The sequence below is a fragment of the Pseudomonas sp. NPDC096917 genome, assembly GCF_044762555.1.
Taxonomy (GTDB): Bacteria; Pseudomonadota; Gammaproteobacteria; order Pseudomonadales; family Pseudomonadaceae; genus Aquipseudomonas.
Window position 1 is genome coordinate 479876 of the sequence record NZ_JBIWEO010000001.1, and the last position, 18515, is coordinate 498390.

At 57.4% G+C, this 18515-nt stretch carries 15 protein-coding genes and 1 pseudogene; 4 read left to right on the forward strand and 12 right to left on the reverse strand.

Annotation, left to right across the window (positions count from 1 at the left end):
* Window positions 1-109 precede the first annotated feature (109 nt).
* The 10 genes from ACIQYF_RS02090 to urtA all read right to left on the reverse strand — a co-directional run bounded on the left by ACIQYF_RS02090 (window position 110) and on the right by urtA (window position 8271).
* On the reverse strand, window positions 110-418 hold the full coding sequence (locus tag ACIQYF_RS02090) for an urease subunit beta (protein ID WP_402856098.1): 309 nt from the start codon (window positions 416-418) through the stop codon (window positions 110-112).
* Window positions 415-948, reverse strand: a complete 534-nt coding sequence (locus tag ACIQYF_RS02095; protein WP_402856101.1) for a GNAT family N-acetyltransferase — start codon at window positions 946-948, stop codon at window positions 415-417. The genes ACIQYF_RS02090 and ACIQYF_RS02095 overlap by 4 nt, the downstream gene beginning before the upstream one ends.
* Window positions 945-1478 (reverse strand): GNAT family N-acetyltransferase, encoded by a 534-nt coding sequence (locus ACIQYF_RS02100; RefSeq protein WP_402856104.1) that lies wholly within the window; start codon window positions 1476-1478, stop codon window positions 945-947. The genes ACIQYF_RS02095 and ACIQYF_RS02100 overlap by 4 nt, the downstream gene beginning before the upstream one ends.
* Before the next feature lie 9 nt (window positions 1479-1487).
* Entirely contained in the window at window positions 1488-1790 is a 303-nt protein-coding gene (gene ureA / locus ACIQYF_RS02105) for an urease subunit gamma (RefSeq protein ID WP_402856107.1), read from the reverse strand.
* A gap of 68 nt (window positions 1791-1858) precedes the next feature.
* Complete coding sequence (locus tag ACIQYF_RS02110; protein WP_402856110.1) at window positions 1859-2698, reverse strand: urease accessory protein UreD; 840 nt, start codon at window positions 2696-2698, stop codon at window positions 1859-1861.
* 33 nt (window positions 2699-2731) lie between these two features.
* Complete coding sequence (gene urtE / locus ACIQYF_RS02115) at window positions 2732-3430, reverse strand: urea ABC transporter ATP-binding subunit UrtE (RefSeq protein ID WP_402856113.1); 699 nt, start codon at window positions 3428-3430, stop codon at window positions 2732-2734.
* A gap of 35 nt (window positions 3431-3465) precedes the next feature.
* Window positions 3466-4311, reverse strand: a complete 846-nt coding sequence (gene urtD, locus ACIQYF_RS02120; RefSeq protein WP_402856116.1) for an urea ABC transporter ATP-binding protein UrtD — start codon at window positions 4309-4311, stop codon at window positions 3466-3468.
* Window positions 4308-5387 carry an urea ABC transporter permease subunit UrtC gene (gene urtC, locus ACIQYF_RS02125; RefSeq protein WP_402856119.1) on the reverse strand — a complete coding sequence of 360 codons (1080 nt, stop codon included), beginning with the start codon at window positions 5385-5387 and terminating at the stop codon, window positions 4308-4310. The genes urtD and urtC overlap by 4 nt, the downstream gene beginning before the upstream one ends.
* Window positions 5387-6889 carry an urea ABC transporter permease subunit UrtB gene (urtB, locus tag ACIQYF_RS02130; RefSeq protein WP_402856122.1) on the reverse strand — a complete coding sequence of 501 codons (1503 nt, stop codon included), beginning with the start codon at window positions 6887-6889 and terminating at the stop codon, window positions 5387-5389. Before urtB ends, urtC begins: the two co-directional genes overlap by 1 nt.
* A gap of 116 nt (window positions 6890-7005) precedes the next feature.
* Window positions 7006-8271, reverse strand: coding sequence for an urea ABC transporter substrate-binding protein (gene urtA / locus ACIQYF_RS02135; RefSeq protein WP_402856125.1), 1266 nt, complete (start codon window positions 8269-8271; stop codon window positions 7006-7008).
* Between the two features lie 297 nt (window positions 8272-8568).
* Here urtA and ACIQYF_RS02140 point away from each other — a divergent pair, with 297 nt between their 5' ends.
* From ACIQYF_RS02140 to ACIQYF_RS02155, 4 genes and pseudogenes are all read left to right on the forward strand, one after another.
* Entirely contained in the window at window positions 8569-11976 is a 3408-nt protein-coding gene (locus ACIQYF_RS02140) for a hypothetical protein (protein WP_402856128.1), read from the forward strand.
* Between the two features lie 163 nt (window positions 11977-12139).
* Window positions 12140-14860 carry a hypothetical protein gene (locus ACIQYF_RS02145; RefSeq protein WP_402856131.1) on the forward strand — a complete coding sequence of 907 codons (2721 nt, stop codon included), beginning with the start codon at window positions 12140-12142 and terminating at the stop codon, window positions 14858-14860.
* A 180-nt stretch (window positions 14861-15040) separates the two neighbouring features.
* Window positions 15041-15979, forward strand: coding sequence for a hypothetical protein (locus ACIQYF_RS02150; protein WP_402856134.1), 939 nt, complete (start codon window positions 15041-15043; stop codon window positions 15977-15979).
* Window positions 15980-16212: 233 nt separating this feature from the next.
* Window positions 16213-17027 (forward strand): annotated as a pseudogene (locus ACIQYF_RS02155) (IS5 family transposase).
* Here the strand turns inward: ACIQYF_RS02155 and ACIQYF_RS02160 are convergent.
* Together ACIQYF_RS02160 and ACIQYF_RS02165 are read right to left on the reverse strand one after the other, a co-directional pair.
* Window positions 16998-17957 carry a DUF2169 domain-containing protein gene (locus ACIQYF_RS02160; RefSeq protein ID WP_402856137.1) on the reverse strand — a complete coding sequence of 320 codons (960 nt, stop codon included), beginning with the start codon at window positions 17955-17957 and terminating at the stop codon, window positions 16998-17000. The pseudogene ACIQYF_RS02155 and the gene ACIQYF_RS02160 overlap by 30 nt on opposite strands.
* A 9-nt stretch (window positions 17958-17966) precedes the next feature.
* Window positions 17967-18515 (reverse strand): bacteriophage T4 gp5 trimerisation domain-containing protein (locus ACIQYF_RS02165; protein WP_402856140.1); only part of this gene is annotated, 549 nt, incomplete at its 5' end.

Consider the following 18515-nt stretch of genomic DNA (forward strand, 5'->3'; position numbering starts at 1 on the left):
ACTCGCTTTGTCGTCGCTGCCGAAGGCTGCGAGGGGATATGTCAGGGATTTGGGAAAACGGGTTGCGGTGCAACCCTTCGCAGCCCTCGTCAGCGACTGCGTGCGCGGCTCAATCCAGATTGCCCATCACGCGCCCGGCAAAGCCGAACACTCGGCGTAGCCCAGCCAGTTCCACCAGTTCCACTTCGCGGGTCTGACCCGGTTCAAAGCGCACCGCAGTGCCCGCCGGGATGTTGAGGCGCATGCCGCGGCTGTCGCCACGGTCAAACATCAGGGCGTCGTTGGTTTCGAAAAAGTGGTAGTGCGAGCCGACTTGAATCGGTCGATCGCCCCGGTTGGACACGCTGAGCCTGTGGGTGCGGCGACCGACGTTGAGTTCGATCTCGCCCGCTTCAATCCGATATTCGCCAGGAATCATTGCGGCTCACTCAAGGTTTTGTAGTAGATGGCCGTTGGGCTGTAATGGCCGTTGGGGCTTTGGCAGTAGTTGGGCAATTCGCCGACGCGGGTGTAGCCCAAAGCGCTGTAGAAGTTTTCGGCAGGTGAACCGGCTTCGGTGTCGAGGTGCAGCAGGCCGCGTTTTTGCTCGCGTGCCCCTTGCTCCAGGGCGTGGATCAGCACTTGGCCCAAGCCACGGCGGCGCACTTCGTTGAGCACCAGCAGCTTTTGCACTTCGGCGCGGTTCAGGCCATTGGTCTTTTGGCACAGCGCCAATTGCACGCTGGCCAGCACACGCTGCTCTTCAACCAGCACCCACAACAGCAGGTTGCCTTGATCCAGTTGTGCACACACTTCGTCGAAGTAGCGATTGGCCTGTGGCCGATCCAGGTCGTCCATAAAACCGACCGAAGCACCCTGCTTCACGGCGTCGAGCAGCAACACGATCAAGTCTTCACGGTATTGGGCAAAGGTCGAGGCTGTGACTTGAATCACGTGTTCGGCATTCATTGGCCGCGCTCCTGAGGTGGCAGTGCGCCGGGGTTGAGCATCAGTTGCATAAAGGTCAGGTCGAGCCAGCGACCGAATTTGATGCCGACCTGCGGCATGCGCCCGCTGGTGACGAAGCCCAGCTGTTTATGCACGTGAATCGAGGCGGCATTGGCGCTTTCGATGGCCGCGACCATCACGTGCTTGTCACAGGCTCGGGCGCGCTTGATCAGTTCGGCCAGCAACTGTGGGCCGAGGCGCTTGCCGCGCTGCTCGGGGTGCACGTACACCGAGTGCTCGACCGTGTGGCGAAACCCTTCAAAGGGTCGCCAGTCACCAAACGAGGCGTAACCCAGAGGGATATTGGCGGCGTCGACAATCACCAGAATCGGATAGCCCTGCGCCTGGCGGGCGTTGAACCATTGCTGACGGTTATCGAGGTCGACGGTTTGCTCGTTCCAGATGGCGAGGGTGTTGAGCACCGCATCGTTGTAAATCTCGCGAATCGCCGGCAGGTCAGCCGGGACGGCATCACGAATGACATAAGACATGGTGCCGCCTCAAGCAATGGGTTGGTGGACAGTGACCAGTTTGGTGCCATCCGGGAAAGTGGCTTCGACCTGAATGTCGGGGATCATTTCCGGGATGCCTTCCATCACTTGCTCACGCGTCAGCAGCGTTGTGCCGTAGTACATCAACTGCGCCACTGTGCGGCCATCGCGGGCGCCTTCGAGCAGGGCGGCAGAGATATAGGCGATGGTTTCCGGGTAATTGAGTTTCACGCCCCGGGCCAGTCGACGCTCAGCCAACAGGCCGGCGGTGAAGATCAGCATCTTGTCTTTTTCGCGTGGAGTCAGGTCCATGGTGGCGTCCGTGTTTGAAAAGTTTTAAAAAGTGGTGATGACTCAACCTGTGAGAGCGGGTATTGCTCTCACGTGCTCCAAATTCGCGGTGCCAGCGCCTCGCGTCCCAGCAATGCCGGGCGCAGCAAGCGCCATAAATCAATCAGCCAGCCACGCGCCTGCAAGGTTTCGCCCGCCAGGCACCGCGCCACCAGCAACCCCGGCAATTGGGTCAAATCCCCGCGCACCGGGTTCGGCAAGCTGCGGCAGGCTTCCAGCAACTCAGCGCTGATTTCCCCCGTGACCAACAACGTTGCAAACACCGGATTGCCGTCCAGCCCGATGGGCGAGTCCAGCAGCCCGTCGTCGCCGACAATGCGCTGGCGCTCATGCCAGAGTAATTGGCCGTCGCGGCGAATAGCCAGTCCAGACTGAAAGTGCCCGCGCTCAAAACGCTCGCCACTGGCCAGTCTGCCTAACGCCACCATGTCCCAGTAAAACAGCCGTGCATCGCCTTCAAGCTCAATGCGGGTGCTGATTTCGGCCTGGGCCGCGCTGAAGACGATGGTTTCTTGTGGCAGCCATTCCAGGGTCGCGCCGGCCGCTACCTTGAGTTCGACGGTTTGATAGGCTGGGCCCGCCGCGCGATACCACTTGGCCGCGCCGGGGCTGGTGAGTTGCGCCCAGGCATCGGGGCCGACACTGGCGCGGATGTCCAGCCGGTCACCGCCCGCAATCCCGCCGGGCGGGTGCACGATGATGTGCTGGCACACCTGCGGACCTTCGGCGTACAGGTGCTTTTGCACCCGCAGCGGGCCAAAGTGGCGGCGCAGGGTCGGGCGTGTGCTGTCACCGAAGCGGCCATAGCCCAGCTCCAGCTCGGCATGCCAGTTGGGGGTGAACAGCGCGGTGTTGGCAGGCACGTTCATATGTAGGACTTTTTACCCGGAAAGAGTGACAGATTAAATCGTCACCAGCCCGCGCACACCCTCTGTTTGCATATTTTCACCACGGCCTTGCTGCACGATTTCACCGCGCGACATCACCAGGTAGTGATCAGCCAATTCTTCGGCGAAGTCGTAGAACTGCTCCACCAGCAAAATCGCCATGTCGCCGCGTGCCGCGAGCATTTTGATTACCGCGCCGATCTCCTTGATCACCGAGGGTTGAATGCCTTCGGTGGGTTCGTCGAGAATCAGCAGGCGCGGGCGGCTGGCCAATGCGCGGCCAATGGCCAGTTGTTGCTGTTGACCACCGGACAAGTCGCCGCCGCGCCGGTGCTTCATCTGCAGCAATACCGGGAACAATTCGTAGATAAACGCCGGCACCTCTTTGGCTTCGGAGCCGGGGAAGCGTGACAGGCCCATCAGCAGGTTTTCTTCTACGGTCAGGCGCCCGAAAATCTCGCGGCCCTGGGGCACGTAAGCGATACCGGCGTGCACCCGTTGGTGGGGTTTGAGCGTGGTGATGGTCTTGCCTTCCCATTGCACCCGGCCCTCTTTGACCGCCAGCAAACCCATCAGGCACTTGAGCAGCGTGGTCTTGCCCACACCATTGCGGCCCAGTAGGCACGTCACTTCACCCACGTTGACCTCAAACGTCAGGCCTCGAAGAATGTGGCTGCCGCCGTAGAACTGATGAAGCTTTTCGACTTGAAGCATGTTCGGATTCCTTTTGACGTGCGGCTACAGGTTCTCTACCTACCCAGATAAACCTCAATAACCCGCTCATTCGCCTGCACCTGTTCCAGCGAGCCTTCGGCCAGCACGCTGCCCTGGTGCAACACGGTCACGTGGTCGGCAATCGAGCCCACAAAGCCCATGTCGTGTTCCACCACCATCAACGAGTGCTTGCCCGCAAGGCGTTTGAACAGCTCGGCGGTGAACTCGGTTTCGGCGTCGGTCATGCCGGCCACCGGCTCGTCCAGTAGCAACAGTTGCGGGTCTTGCACCAGCAGCATGCCGATCTCCAGAAATTGCTTCTGGCCGTGGGACAACAACCCCGCCGGGCGCTGCGCCGAGTGGGTCAGGCCAATGGTGTCGAGCACTTCGCCGATGCGCTCTTTTTGTTCACCGGTGAGCTTGGCGCGTAGGCTGGCCCATACCGATTTGTCGGTTTTCTGCGCCAGTTCGAGGTTTTCATACACGCTCAAGGCTTCAAAAACGGTGGGCTTTTGAAACTTGCGGCCAATCCCGGCCTGGGCGATTTGTACTTCGCTCATCTGCCGCAAATCCAGGGTTTCACCAAACCAGGCCTGGCCTTCGCTGGGCCGGGTCTTGCCGGTGATAACGTCCATCATCGTGGTTTTACCGGCACCGTTGGGGCCGATGATGCAGCGCAATTCACCCACGCCGATGTACAGGTTGAGGTTGTTCAGCGCCTTGAAGCCATCGAAGCTGACGCTGATGTCTTCCAGTGTGAGGATGGTCCCGTGGCGGGTGTTGAGTCCCGGTTTGACGCGCTGGCCAAAGCTGATGGCATCGCGGCTGCTGCCGGCGTCTTTGTTCGGGTCGAGGACAGGTTCGAGCATGACATTCCTCATTGTTCGCCCTTCTTCTTCAGCAGGCCGATCACGCCTTTGGGCAGGTACAGGGTCACGATGATGAACAGCGCGCCCAGGAAGAACAGCCAGTATTCAGGGAAAGCCACGGTGAACCAGCTCTTCATGCCGTTGACCACGCCAGCGCCCAGCAACGGTCCAATCAAGGTGCCGCGCCCGCCCAAGGCCACCCACACGGCGGCTTCGATGGAGTTGGTCGGTGACATTTCGCCGGGGTTGATGATGCCCACTTGTGGCACATACAGCGCTCCGGCCAAGCCGCACAGCACTGCGCTCAACACCCAGACAAACAACTTGAAACCGCGAGGGTCGTAGCCGCAGAACATCAGGCGGTTTTCGGCGTCACGCAATGCGGTCAGCACGCGGCCAAACTTGCTGCGCGCCAAACGCCAGCCCAGAAACAGGCTGGTAACCAGCAACAACACGGTGGCGAAAAACAGCACGGCGCGGGTGCCGGGTTCGGTGATACCAAACCCCAGAATGCTTCGGAAGTTGGTAAAGCCGTTGTTGCCGCCAAAGCCTGTTTCGTTGCGGAAAAACAGCAGCATCCCGGCGAAGGTCAGCGCTTGGGTCATGATCGAGAAGTACACGCCCTTGATCCGCGAGCGGAAGGCGAAGAAGCCGAAAACCAGCGCGAGTAAGCCAGGCGCCAGCACCACCAGGCACATGGCCCACCAGAAGTGCTCGGTCCCGATCCAGTACCACGGCAACTCGGACCACGACAAAAAGGTCATGAACGCAGGCAACTCATCGCCCGCGGCCTGGCGCATCAGGTACATGCCCATGGCATAGCCGCCCAGCGCGAAGAACAAACCGTGGCCCAGCGACAGCAACCCGGCGTAGCCCCAGACCAGATCCAGCGCCAGCGCGACGATGGCGTAACAGAGAATTTTGCCCACCAGGGTCAGGGTGTAAGCCGAGACCTGAAACGGGCTGTCGGCGGGTAATAACGACAGCAGCGGCATGGCCAGCAGCACCAGCAACACAAGCCCGCCCACCAGCGCGGTGAGTTTGGGGCCGGCTTTTTGCGTGGCCGTCAACATAAGAGGCTGATTCATCAGTCGATCACCCGTCCTTTAAGCGCGAAGAGACCTTGCGGACGCTTCTGGATAAACAGAATGATCAGCCCCAGGATCAGGATTTTGCCGAGCACGGCGCCAATCTGTGGTTCGAGGATCTTGTTCGCGATGCCCAGCCCGAACGCCGCGTACACGGTGCCTGCCAGTTGGCCGACGCCGCCCAGCACCACCACCAGGAACGAGTCGATGATGTAACCCTGGCCCAAGTCCGGGCCGACGTTGCCGATCTGGCTCAAGGCCACACCGCCCAGCCCGGCAATCCCCGAGCCCAGGCCAAACGCGAGCATGTCGACGCGCCCTGTCGGGACGCCGCAGCAGGCGGCCATGTTGCGGTTCTGGGTGACCGCGCGCACGTTGAGGCCCAGTCGGGTTTTGTTCAGCAGCAGCCAGGTCAGCACCACCACCGCCAGGGCGAAGACGATGATCACCAGCCGGTTGTACGGCAGCACCAAATTGGGCAGCACTTGCAGCCCGCCGGAGAGCCAGGCCGGGTTGGCCACTTCAACGTTCTGCGCGCCGAACAGCACACGCACCAGTTGGATCAGGATCAGGCTGATGCCCCAGGTGGCGAGCAGGGTTTCCAGCGGTCGGCCGTAGAGGTGGCGAATGATGGTGCGCTCCAGCACCATGCCCACGGCGGCGGTGACGAAGAACGCCACCGGCAACGCCAGCAACGGGTAGTACTCGATTGCGCCGGGAGCGAAGCGCTGAAAGAGTAATTGCACGCAATAGGTCGAGTAGGCGCCCAGCATCAGCATCTCGCCGTGGGCCATGTTGATCACGCCCAACAGGCCGAAGGTGATGGCCAGACCGAGTGCCGCGAGCAACAGAATCGAACCCAGCGACAGGCCGCTGAAGGCTTGGCCCAGCAAGTCGCCGATCAGCAATTGGCGTTTGACTTGCGCCAGGCTGGTTTCGGCGGCGGTGCGCACGCTGGCATCGGTTTCGACGCCGGGTTGCAGCAGGGTTTCAAGACGGGTGCGCGCCAGCGGTTCGCCGGTTTCGCCGAGCAGGCGCACGGCGGCCAGGCGGACTGCCGGGTCGGGGTCGACCAGTTGCAGATTGGCCAATGCCAGGCTGAGGGCTGAGTGCACATCGCTGTCGGTCTCGGCTGCCAGTTGCTGGTCAAGGAACTTGAGTTGCGCCGGTTTGGCGGATTTTTGCAGCTGCTGCGCGGCGTTCAGGCGCAGTTTCGGGTCGGCGGCCAGCAGTTGATGACTGGCCAGTGCGGTATCGATCAAACCGCGCAGGCGGTTGTTAAGGCGCAAGGTTTTGACCTCGCCGCTGACGGTGATTTGGCCTTTTTGCAGGCTGTTGATCAACTCCACGCGGGTGGGAGAGGGTTGTGCAGCCCAGCTTTCGAGGAGTTGGGCTTGCTCGGAATTGTTGGCCGCTGCGAAGTCGCTGGCGTCATCGGCGAAAACGGCCAATGGCAGCCACAGCAGGCAGCTGAGGATCAGGCGGTAAAGGGCAGTGGGCATAATCGTGGCCTTGCACAGAAAGCGGGTGTTGGCGTCTGTGGGAGCTGACGAAGGCTGCGATCTTTTGATCGATAGAAAGCAGCCTTCGGCAGCTCCCACAGGTGACTCCTCAGGCTTTAGTTACCTTTCACCGCGTAATCCGGCTTTTTGTCGTTGCCAGGGATGTACGGGCTCCACGGCTGGGCGCGGATCGGCTCTTTGGTTTGCCACACAACGTTGAACTGACCGTCATCCTGAATTTCGCCAATCATGACGGGCTTGTGCAGATGGTGGTTGGTCTTGTCCATGGTCAGGGTGTAACCCGATGGCGCCGCGAAAGTCTGGCCAGCCATGGCTTCACGCACTTTGTCGACGTCAGTGGACTTGGCTTTTTCAGCGGCCTGCGCCCACATATGAATGCCCACGTAGGTGGCTTCCATCGGGTCGTTGGTCACGGCTTTGTCAGCGCCCGGCAAGTTGTGCGCCTTGGCGTAGGCTTTCCAGTCATCCACAAACTTCTTGTTGACCGGGTTCTCTACCGACTCGAAGTAGTTCCAGGCTGCCAGATTGCCCACCAGCGGTTTGGTGTCGATGCCACGCAGCTCTTCTTCGCCCACCGAGAACGCAATCACCGGCACGTCGGTGGCTTTAAGGCCCTGGTTGGCCAGCTCTTTATAGAACGGCACGTTGGAGTCGCCGTTCACGGTGGAGATCACAGCGGTCTTGCCTGCGGCCGAGAATTTTTTGATGTTGGACACGATGGTCTGGTAATCGCTGTGACCAAATGGGGTGTAGACCTCTTCGATGTCCTTGTCGGCCACGCCTTTGGAATGCAGGAACGCGCGCAGGATCTTGTTGGTGGTGCGCGGATACACGTAGTCCGTGCCCAGCAGCACGAAGCGTTTGGCGCTGCCGCCGTCTTCGCTCATCAAATACTCAACGGCCGGGATCGCCTGCTGATTGGGCGCGGCGCCGGTGTAAAACACGTTAGGCGACATTTCTTCGCCTTCATATTGCACCGGGTAGAACAGCAGCCCATTGAGTTCTTCAAACACCGGCAGCACGGACTTGCGCGACACCGATGTCCAGCAGCCAAACACCACGGCGACTTTGTCTTGCGTCAGCAACTGTCGGCTTTTTTCGGCGAACAACGGCCAGTTGGAGGCCGGGTCGACGACCACCGCTTCAAGCATTTTGCCGTTCACCCCGCCTTTGGCGTTGATCTCGTCGATGGTCATCAGCGCCATGTCTTTGAGCGACGTTTCGGAGATCGCCATAGTCCCGGACAACGAATGCAGAATCCCGACCTTGATGGTTTCGGCGGCTTGCACCGTCCAGGTCAGGCCCATGGCCGCAATGGATGCCGTGAGGGTAAAGGCTTTGATCAGGCTACGACGCTTCATGGTGCGATCTCCAGGAACTTGATTGTTATCATCGGCAGATACGAACGATGAAGGGGCTTTTGCAAGGGCTGTGCCGGGTTCGGCATGAGGCTCTGCAACGGGGGGTTGCGCGAAGAGTGGGCGTTTCGGTGCACCAGGTTGGCGCCTGCGCAGGGGGGGCGGTGCACTTCGTGCGCTGCCTTGGTGCTTGCGCACCAGGCCCGTTAATTAATTACCACCCCGGGCGACTCGCGAGCGCGAATCATGGGGCCGTTCGCGCATGTGCCGATCACGACCCAATGAAGGAGCTGAAATCCCATGGGCCCTACTTATCAAATTCCTGCTTTGTCTTTTCCACCGTCGATCATTGGCCGTCTGCCGACATTAAGCCCGGCGTTCATCAGTCCCGATGATGCGGCGCGATTTGCCCATGAGCTCATAGGCGATCATCGCGACTCAGGTTACGGCGGGGTCATTCTGAAAAACGCTCAAGGGCGCTATGTGACATCACGGCCCGAGAAGCTGGCGGGGGATACATTCACGGTCACTCAATTTATTTCGACCGATACCCGTGGCCAACTGATCCAGCCGCCGGGCTATACCTGTTATGCCTTCTACCATTCGCGCCGTCATGCTTTGGCCATGGAACACTCGTCTTTTACAGGGGTGACAAAAGAAGACGTGCAAATACTGGCCAACTTTTTTCTGCCCGAAGACATACACGCCATTTTGATAATGGCCAGGTTTACCTCGGCTCATTATTTATCAGGGTTCAATGGCTCGTTGCTCAAGGTCCAAACCAGTGCCACATCAGGCGAAAGCGACCTCTTCGAGTTCCTTTCACACGCCCAAGAGGACAGCGAAATCCTCACCGAGATGATTCAGTTTGTTAAACAGGTCACTGATACGTTGCACGTGAACGTTATTCAGTCTGCTGACATCTGGGCAGGCAAGGTGGGAAAGCTAACCCCGCAATTCTTTACGCCTACCCGCCAGCCCGCTGTCGTCGAGGGTGTGAGTGTGCAGCGACCTGCTTTTGGACCGTTGCTGACCAGCGAACGACTGGCGCTTGAATACGCCCGAACACGTACCGAGACACTGACCGATCAACACTATTTATTCATTTTTAAAAGTCGCACCAGTCAGACCTACCTCGTTTCGCAGCCGGTGACGGGGGAAATGGATTTTGACCTTGAGCGCGTATGCCCCAAAGGCACGCAGGATCATCCTGAATTGCCATCAGGGTTTACCATTTTTGCGTTGTACGGCTGCGATGGTGAATACCGTGATCCGTCACAGATCCCGGCTGAACAGCCCACGGTGTATAAAAATTTTCTGCATCCGCAGGCGCTTGAAAAGGGGATTTTGAAGGCAAGGGAGTTGACGCCTGACGATCAAATTTATGCATTGCCTCTCTATATCGGCACCCGGGACGGGGCGCTGTTGAAGTACGTTTCCTGGTCCTCGCCGGTTGAAAAAGACCTCTTCGCTAAATTGCCGGAAAGTAAAGGTGGCGGCATGGAACTGCTGCACAACGTGCTGTCGGGTGTCGAGAAAATTGACGCCTTGATCCACTCGTTGGCACACACCGGTGACCTGGACATCGTGCGTGGCAGTGAAGTGTGGGGGCGTGAAGGGCGTGTCGAATCAACGTGGCAGCCCTATGAAGGGCTGATGCGACGCCCCTTGAGCCCTGTGTTTATTGAGATGGACGATGCTGCGCGCTATGCCCATGAGCTTATTGCTTGCCGAGTGGACATGACGTACGGAGGTCTTGTTTTGCGTCGTGAAGACGGCCGTTTCGTGGCGACTGAACCGCTGGCGGTCAATACCGAGACGTTTGACTCAAACAAGGTGTTCCCACCGGAAATCCGCGGCTTGAAGCCGTGGGGGCACCAAGTGGTCGCGACCTATCACACCCACCGTATTAAGCCTTTGCAGCTCTGGCGTTCTGCAAGTGAAGAACGGCTCAATCGCAACATGTTTGCCCCCCATGAATTGCGCGCAGCCATGCTGGAGCGTACTGGCTTTTCACGCTATTTTTCTGCGCAGGATGGCGCGCTGCTCAAGTACACATGCAACGGCACGGAGCAGGAAAAAATATTCCTCTCTAAAGTTGCCCCGCCCGAGGAGCATCCCGAACAGGTTTATAACAATCCGCTGAGCGTCAAACTGCGCGCCGGAGCTCTAAAACCGAGCCAGTACGTGGCTCAGGTGGCGCGAGTGGGCGATCTTGATGTGGTAGTCAGCAGCCCGTTATGGGGCAATCGCGGCAAGCTCAAGCCAGATTGGAAGCCTGATCAAACGGTCACTGCGTCCTACGAGGCCAGCCTGCAGCCTGCCATGAGCCCTTTATTCACCCAGGCTGAAAGCGCCATGCGCTATGTGCATGGGCGCATGGGCGAGCGAGCCCAAACTCAATTCGGCGTAATCCTCAAAAGCCTGAGCAGCGATCACTACATCGCCACTGAACCGTTGCCTGCACGCAGTGCGCTGCCAGGGTCGATTTTTCCGAGAGCTTTCGGTTCCCAATCGTACGATTTGCCTGCCGGGTTTACGTTCGATTCGGTTTATATGGCCACACCTAAAGAGCCTGCTGCACGTCGGAACGACGATGTTTATGCGGATTTTATTGCCCCGACAGACCTCGTGAATCTGGCTGTCCTGTCGAGCACCGTTCGTGACCACACCGCCGGGCAGGTTCATTATCCGGCCATGTTTATTTCCACCCATCATGGCGCCCTGCTGAGCTACCGTGCCGACAACCTCAACACAGTGCTTGATCTGGACAGTCACTGGGGGCCCAACACGCCCATCCTCACTCTGTTGAACACCCACACGCTTCGCGCCCCTGATTACGTGCGCAAAATAGCGGGCAGTGGCCGGTTGGAGGTCTTGTTGACCAATAGTCTCTGGGCCACGACAGGGCGTGTGACAACAGGTTGGCGGCCCTATGCGCTGGAGATGCTGACACACACTGGTTCGGCGCCCAATGTGCCTGCATTGGGGCCTGCCTTCAGTCATATCGATGATGCGGCGCGTTATAGCCATCAAAAAATCCTTCGTCCCCATGCGCATGATGTTGTAGGTGCCGTTTTTTTTTCGTCGGCACACAGTCTCTACGTAGCGTTGGAGCCGCAGATCAATGGCATTAGCGCAAGGGCCCAGGACCAGGTTTTTCTCAATGCGCTGTTTGAACGTTCATCCGGCAGTTCGCGACCCATGCCGGTTTTACCTGACGGTTATGGCCCGGTAGCGGTCTGCTATGCGAGACCCCCGGTAAAGCCCAGCCTTGCAAGGCCGGGGCAACGCAATTGGGTCGATCACACGTTTTGGCCAGTGGATATTTGTTATATGACCAAGAGCCTTAAGCGGCTGGAGTTCTCAGTGAATACTGCTTTTGCGTCAGGCAATGATGGCTCTTTATTGAAATACGTGGGGCGTCCTGGTGAGGCCGAAGATGACTTGTGCCAGTTGGTTCAGGGTTCCGACTATTGGGAAAACCAGTATTTGAATCAGGACTGGGTCGAAAAGGGGCGTGAAACCGAAATTGAATACATCGGCAAACTGGTCAATTCAGGCGAATTGGTGGTGGTAAATACCAGCGCAAACTGGCCTCGCACTGGCTGGATAACGGCCGACTGGAAGGGGCGAGAGTCTGTGAAACCCAGCCTTGTTCTGCCTTGGCTGCGCTCGTCCTCGGACAGCTCGCGGGACGAACTTTAAGGCTTCGCGCGTGTGTGCTGACGACCTCGTCGAAAGGCACCCTGGCGGTTAATACACCGACGAAGCTTATGCTGCATTAACTATGTACCGCCTCAGTCTGAGTGAAGAAGGGGACGATTAGCGTGATTGCGCCAAACCGTACCCCTTCATAAGGACTTGAGCCATGACCGATCAAACAACACTTCACGCTTCGCGTTGGTTTCCACCTGATGTGACGCGCAAACTTCCCCACTTGAGCCCGCCGTTTCAGACCGTAGATGATGCTGCGCGCTACGCTCATGAACTCATTGGGGACCGCAGGAATGCCACCTACACGGGCTGTATTTTAATCAAAGACAATGGTCACTACTTTTCTACGCATCCCGTCACGAGTGAAACAGGTCGGTTTGAGCCGTGGTCTGTTTTATCAACAGATTCTCTTGGCCAGCTCAAACACCCGGATGGCTATACCTGTTGTGCCTTTTATTACTCGGGTGACGCCCATTACAGTGAAGTCGAACATGGCTATGGCGGCAGCCCGGAAGAGGTTGCCACGCGCATTTCATTTTTTATCTCCCCTGACTTGTACGTCATGTTGGGTATTAGCCGTTTTGCATCCATCCACTATTTATCGGGCTTGAACGGCTCACTGATCAAGTATCAAAGCAGTGGGTCGGAGCCAGAAAAGCGCTTGATCAAGAAGCTGGTCAGCGCGGCTGAAACCCTAACCGAGCCTTTTACTTCTGTGGTTGATGCCGTGCGCGAACTGGCTGCATCCGGAACCTTGAGTGTCATACAGGCCACCGAGGTCTGGCACTCAAAAATCGGGGTGCTTGATTCAACGTTCTCTGTGTACCGCGCTACGGGCATTGTGGACATTGACCCTGTGATTCTTCAACGGCCTGCTTTCGGCCCGCTTTTATCCAGTGAAGAGGCCGCACTGGATGACATGATTTCACGCATCAGGCAGACGCCTGAAAGCAATTACGGATTTATCCTGCGCCATGCCGAACGCCAGCAGTATATGGTTACCGAGCCTGTAACCGGAGCCATGGATTTTCTGGTGCGGCGTGCCCTTGGTACAGATGGCGACACTGACCGGCTGCTGTCTGCCGGGTACGAAATCATGGCGGTCTATGGATGTGAAGGTGAATATCACGATCCGCAGCAGGTCCCGGCAGTCCAGACGTCCTTGTTCAAAAATTTCATCCACCCCCGCACATTTGAAACCGGGATTGGCGTTGCGTTGAGGTTAGGCTCTGGCACCGCTCATCGGTCGCTCCCTCTGTACATAGCAACCCGTGATGGCGCCTTGCTGAGGTACGTCTCGGTGCTGTCGGCAGACGAGCAAAAGCTGTTCGCTAAATTGCCGCCCGCTGAGGGGGGCGACATGGAGCTGGCGAGAAATCTGCTGGCCGACGTTGAACCGACGCTTTCGTATATTCAGTCAGTGGCCAATGCCGGTGAATTAAGTATTGTCCGCACCAGCGATCAATGGAGCCCGATGGGCCGGGTTGAGTCGCACTGGCACCCTTATCAGCACGTTGTTCCCCTGTCGTTAAGCCCGTCTTTTCTGGACGCCGATCAGGCGGCGCGGTATGCCCACGAGCACATTGCTCAGCGAGTCGATGCTGTCTATGGCGGGTTGGTGTATCAAGGGCTGGATGGGCGTTTTTTCTCCACTCTGCCGGTGCCCGTCCTGACTGAAATCTTCGACCCTGAAGCGCTGTTTACCTCCGGCCGGACTTCGCGGGTGCCGCTGCGCAGCCGGTTGGTGGGTATTTACCAGTCTCATCGCGTTCGACCTTTGCAGTTATGGCGCTCTGAAGTGAGCGAGCAATTGAACCGCACCATGATCGCACCCCATCTGCTTTTTGAAGCGCTCAAGGAGCGGCTGGGCGTCAGCGTGCATTACTTTTCAGCCCATGACGGCACCCTGTTGAAGTACACGACTAACCAAAGCCCGGTAGAAAGGCTTTTGAACACTCAGTTGTCGCCCCCAGCCAAACACCCGCAAAGGGTTAAATCCAATGCAATCGAGACGGGGCTCAGGGCGAATGCACTCACGCCCGAAGCTTACATTCACGAAGTGGCGAGTGCGGGCAAATTGGACGTTTTGGTACCCAGCACGCTGTGGGGGCCTCGGGGCCAAGTCACGGGAACCTGGAGGCCTCAACCGCCAACAGAGGCGCGTGGACCGAATGCAGGCCTGATTTACAGTCAGATCTTCTCGAGCGAGGAAGATGCAATGCGCTATGCCCATCACAATATGGGTGAGCGTAAAACGCGCCAAAGCGGTTGTGTATTGCAGAGCATGAAGGGCGACGAATTCGTGGTTGTGGAGCCGGTGAATGGCAAGCGCTATACGCGGTTCGGTGACTTTTTGTTATCGCACGAAACACCTTTGGGCTCATTTGCACCTGGGTTTTATCCCTGCGCCCTCTATCTTGCCGCGCCAAAGATCCCGGTAAGGCATACGCGAGATCAGGTGTATGGCAACTTCTTTTCGCCGCAAGACTTAGGCGCAATGATTTTAAAACTGCATGGGTCAACGACCCGGGTTTCTCCTGTTCCCGCGTTCCCACCGTTGTACCTCTCAACCCGCGATGGCGCGTTGCTGCGTTACCGCACCAGTGATGTGTCTCAGGACTTGGAAGACCAACTGTTCAGAGACGCAGGTCAGGCGCTTCAGAGCTCATTAGAGGCCGGCCGTATAAGCGCTCTGGGGTATGTGCGACGGGTGGCTTATGTCGGCCAGCTTGAAGTACTCGTCATCAGTGCTCAATGGTCTCTACCAGGGTTGGTGAACAAGGACTGGACGCCGGGTGCAACCATTGACGTAGCGCCATCTGCTGAACACACGGGTGGGGAAGTTGACCCTCGACCACCCAGGGATGAGTTTTAATAACAACGCGTGGAACTGTCAGTGTTGGTATATCTATTTATGACCTTTGCAAGGTGAAGATGAATTAAGTTGTGTGCATGAGCCTCGCCTATTAAGGCGAGGTTCACAGTATGAAATAAGCGAGTGCTCTGTATTGTTTGGGTGCTGCTTTTAATAATCACTCTATTAAAGGGTAAATAAATGACGGATGAGCACCAATCAGGCGTGCACGCGCCTTTAACTAACGAAGTGTGGACTCAATCGTGGGAATTGATTCTACCGATTGAAAATACCGGTATTTGTAGCGGTGTTTCAGCGGTTGAATTCATGGGTAAAGTGCATGCTTTTTTCATGTCTGAAAAAGAGCCGGATCACCTGGCACTGAGCTACCGTGTGTTCAGCAAAAGGCCGGATAACACATTGATTGTCGAGAAGCAGGAGGATTTCACATACGCTGGATTAACACGTCTTCGACCGGCCGTGACGGTACACGATGGGCACTTGTTTTGCTTCAATACCGTGCTCGATAAAACGGTTCATTATCATGTTTTTTCAGGTACTGAATGGTCGCATAAAGGCGTGGTTCCCGGGGTGCTGACTGACACTGCTCCCGCCGCTCTGGGGTTTGGGGACACCTTGCACTTGGCAGTACAAGGCACGTATAACGGCGAGCTCTATCATAAGGTCTTTCATAATTTTGAATGGAAGAGCTCAATAAAAATCCCAGGTATCAATATTAAAGGGAGCCCTTCGTTAGCCCTGTTTGATAACCTGCTGCATATGGCTATTACCGGGACGAATAATGAGTTGTACGTGGGGGCATTGCTCCCGGAGCGTTGGGAATTTTTTTACCGTTCACCGTATTACACCGTACTGGGCTCGCCTGCACTTTCCGTGCGTGGCCAATTCCTTGTTTGCGCTTCGCGCACGCTAGCCGATCAACACTTTGTCACTGAAATCCTTCGTGAGATATACGATGGCTCCGGTCGCAAAGAGATCTCTACGCACTTGGATCGCACGATTGGAAGGTATTTGTCTGAACCGTGCCTTATTAGCTATGCCGATCAGTTCTATTTGATCGGTCAGCGCCCTTGTAATGATCTCGCTGTTAGTGTGTATAGGCCGCGAGTGACGGAGTAAGGCATCTTTGAGTTCTGCATTTCGTTCGAGCGGGCCTTTGAACGTCGTACCTCTTGTAGACAGAGCTAACGTTCGTCTGGATGAGGTCACTATCAGTAGGTCCTAGGCTCTGTACGAAATCATTCGAAACCAATTTGAATTCCATCTGCGTTGAGACTCATTAAAGTCCTCGACCATCAAAGGCAGGAGCCCACGATGGCCAAACGTACGAACTCCCCGACGCAGCCTGGGATTTGGTTGCAGACATTTTCTATGAACCCCGCCGCAGCGGGCGCCCAAGAACAGATGACCGCTTTATGCTCAACGGCATCCTTTGGGTGCTCTGTTCTGGTGCTGCCTGGCGAGATATGCCTGAGCGCTTTGGCCCATGGTCGACGGTTTATCAGCGCTTTCGTGATTGGCGCAATCGAGGAGCGTTTGATCAGATGTTCAAGAGGCTTCACATCAAGCTCAACGAGCAAGGGTTAATTGATCTGGAGACCTGGATGATTGATTCCACTGCAGTACGAGCAACCCGGGCCTCATCTGGTGCTGGGAAAAAAGGGGGCCTGAAGAACCACAAGATCACGCGCTCGGGCCCAGCCGGGGCGGCCTGACCACTAAAATTCATATGCTGTGCGATGCGAACGGTGTCCCGCTGAAGTTTCTATTATCGGGCGGACAGGCCAGTGACATTGCTTACGCCCAGCCGTTGCTCGATGAGGCCTACATACCCGGCTTGCGTGGTCGCCCTCGCAAACGCTGTCGATGGATACTGGCGGAAAAAGGCCATGACGCCGAAGCGCTGCGTCGGTACTGCGACCGGTATCGGATGCAACCGGTGATTCCTTTACGCAGCATGAAGCGCAAACCCAAACCGGGATTACCAAGGCTGTTTGATCGGCCTAAGTACCGACAGCGCAACATCATCGAGCGTATGTTTGGCTAGCTGAAGGAGAACCGCCGCATCGTCACGCGCTTCGACAAACTCGCGAAAAGTTATGCGGCGATGGTTTCGTTGGCCTGTGCTATGCGGTGTTTACGACATTACTTTTCGTACAGAACCTAGTAGTTTTACTCGGCCTTTTTGCCCCCAGCTTCCGCCAATGGCGCTATTTGCGCCTTTATTACCCAAGGCTGATGGTTTAGGTTCATGCCAACCACCTCCCTCGGGATGGTTGGCCCTGTCCAGGTGCAATACCGGCGAGTCGGGCGCTTCGATCTGCGGCGCGGGCCGTTCACGCAGCGGCGCATCCAGTTTGAAACCCAACGCCTCCTGACGTTTTTCGATCCAGCCGCAGCCCAGTGGGTTGCTGTAACAGACCTCGTTGAGTAGGTATTCGGGACTGTCGGGCACGAGCGGATGCTCAGGATTACGCACCACGCTGCTGCCGCCAAAGGCATACTCCCAGCGCAGCGGAACGCTGAGGGTGGGCTGCGGCTCGGTCAGTTGCCAGCCGCCGAACAGACTGTGTTTGAACTGCCGTGGCCCGGTGAAACGCAATGGCTTGTCCAGCAGGTTGCGGCGGCTCGGAGCATTGGCGCAGGCCTTTGCGGCGGCCATGCGCCGTGCTTGCCATTCCTGAAGCTGGTATTCGTTCAACGGTTCGCCGGGGCTCAGCGGCTTGGGCAGCGGCACGTCTATGTGCAAGGGCGCTACCGGCACGCTCAATCGGATACCTGCCTGCCATGAGGCGGCGGGCAGGCCCTGCGGCGCATGCGCCTGGCCCACCACGATGACATCGCAGCGTGGTTTGAAGGGTGCCAGGTCGCTTTCTTCGCAGACACTGCTGCTACCGTCGGCGCCGTAATAGGTGTCGCCAGTACACAACGGCACAGGTGCGTCATCCATCACTTCGGCACGGAACTGCCCCGGTTGGCCGTCGATGGGCAGCAACCGATAGCCGACCTTCATGGCCAGCACGGGATACTCTTGATCGTCCACGCCCAGCGCGCTGAAACACAACGCATCGAAGGGCGTCAGGTTACGAAATTCCATGACGCCTCCTCAGTTGATATCAACGTCTTTGCCGTTGATTTGCACTGCGCCTGTGGCACTGAAATCGAAGGTGCGGCCGTTGATCAGCACCGTGCCGTCGGACTTCATCGTCAAGGTGGATTTGCCCACCGTGACAGTGAATTCATCACCGGCATCGATGGTGAATTTCTTGCCCACCACGACCGATTTATGAATGCCCACCTGCTCGCTTTGGCTCAAGCCGACGGAGGTGTTCATGGCCGCACCGACACTGGTCTGGTAGGCCGCGCCAATGCTCAGCGCCTTCGCCAGCCCGATGGTTTCGGCCTTGGCCAGGGCGATGGTCTCGGCTTTATTGCCGCCGATGGTCACGCTGCGGTTGGCGCCGATCTGGATGGTTTCGTTTTTGCCAACGTCCTCGGTGCGGTGGTCACCGATGGAGATGGTTTCGTTGTGGTCGACCCGTTCGCTACGGTCATTGCCAACAAACGTGGTTTCGTTGTGGTTGACATGGATGTTCTGGTCTTTCTCGGCGTGGACGTAGATCTCTTCCACCCCCTTTTCATCTTCAAACCGCAG

Excerpts from the sequence above, each read along its gene's own strand:
- ACIQYF_RS02090 (WP_402856098.1), bottom strand. The coding sequence starts at position 418 with ATGATTCCTGGCGAATATCGGATTGAAGCGGGCGAGATCGAACTCAAC.
- ACIQYF_RS02095 (WP_402856101.1), bottom strand. The coding sequence starts at position 948 with ATGAATGCCGAACACGTGATTCAAGTCACAGCCTCGACCTTTGCCCAA.
- ACIQYF_RS02100 (WP_402856104.1), bottom strand. The coding sequence starts at position 1,478 with ATGTCTTATGTCATTCGTGATGCCGTCCCGGCTGACCTGCCGGCGATT.
- ureA (WP_402856107.1), bottom strand. The coding sequence starts at position 1,790 with ATGGACCTGACTCCACGCGAAAAAGACAAGATGCTGATCTTCACCGCC.
- ACIQYF_RS02110 (WP_402856110.1), bottom strand. The coding sequence starts at position 2,698 with ATGAACGTGCCTGCCAACACCGCGCTGTTCACCCCCAACTGGCATGCC.
- urtE (WP_402856113.1), bottom strand. The coding sequence starts at position 3,430 with ATGCTTCAAGTCGAAAAGCTTCATCAGTTCTACGGCGGCAGCCACATT.
- urtD (WP_402856116.1), bottom strand. The coding sequence starts at position 4,311 with ATGAGGAATGTCATGCTCGAACCTGTCCTCGACCCGAACAAAGACGCC.
- urtC (WP_402856119.1), bottom strand. The coding sequence starts at position 5,387 with ATGAATCAGCCTCTTATGTTGACGGCCACGCAAAAAGCCGGCCCCAAA.
- urtB (WP_402856122.1), bottom strand. The coding sequence starts at position 6,889 with ATGCCCACTGCCCTTTACCGCCTGATCCTCAGCTGCCTGCTGTGGCTG.
- urtA (WP_402856125.1), bottom strand. The coding sequence starts at position 8,271 with ATGAAGCGTCGTAGCCTGATCAAAGCCTTTACCCTCACGGCATCCATT.
- ACIQYF_RS02140 (WP_402856128.1), top strand. The coding sequence starts at position 8,569 with ATGGGCCCTACTTATCAAATTCCTGCTTTGTCTTTTCCACCGTCGATC.
- ACIQYF_RS02145 (WP_402856131.1), top strand. The coding sequence starts at position 12,140 with ATGACCGATCAAACAACACTTCACGCTTCGCGTTGGTTTCCACCTGAT.
- ACIQYF_RS02150 (WP_402856134.1), top strand. The coding sequence starts at position 15,041 with ATGACGGATGAGCACCAATCAGGCGTGCACGCGCCTTTAACTAACGAA.
- ACIQYF_RS02160 (WP_402856137.1), bottom strand. The coding sequence starts at position 17,957 with ATGGAATTTCGTAACCTGACGCCCTTCGATGCGTTGTGTTTCAGCGCG.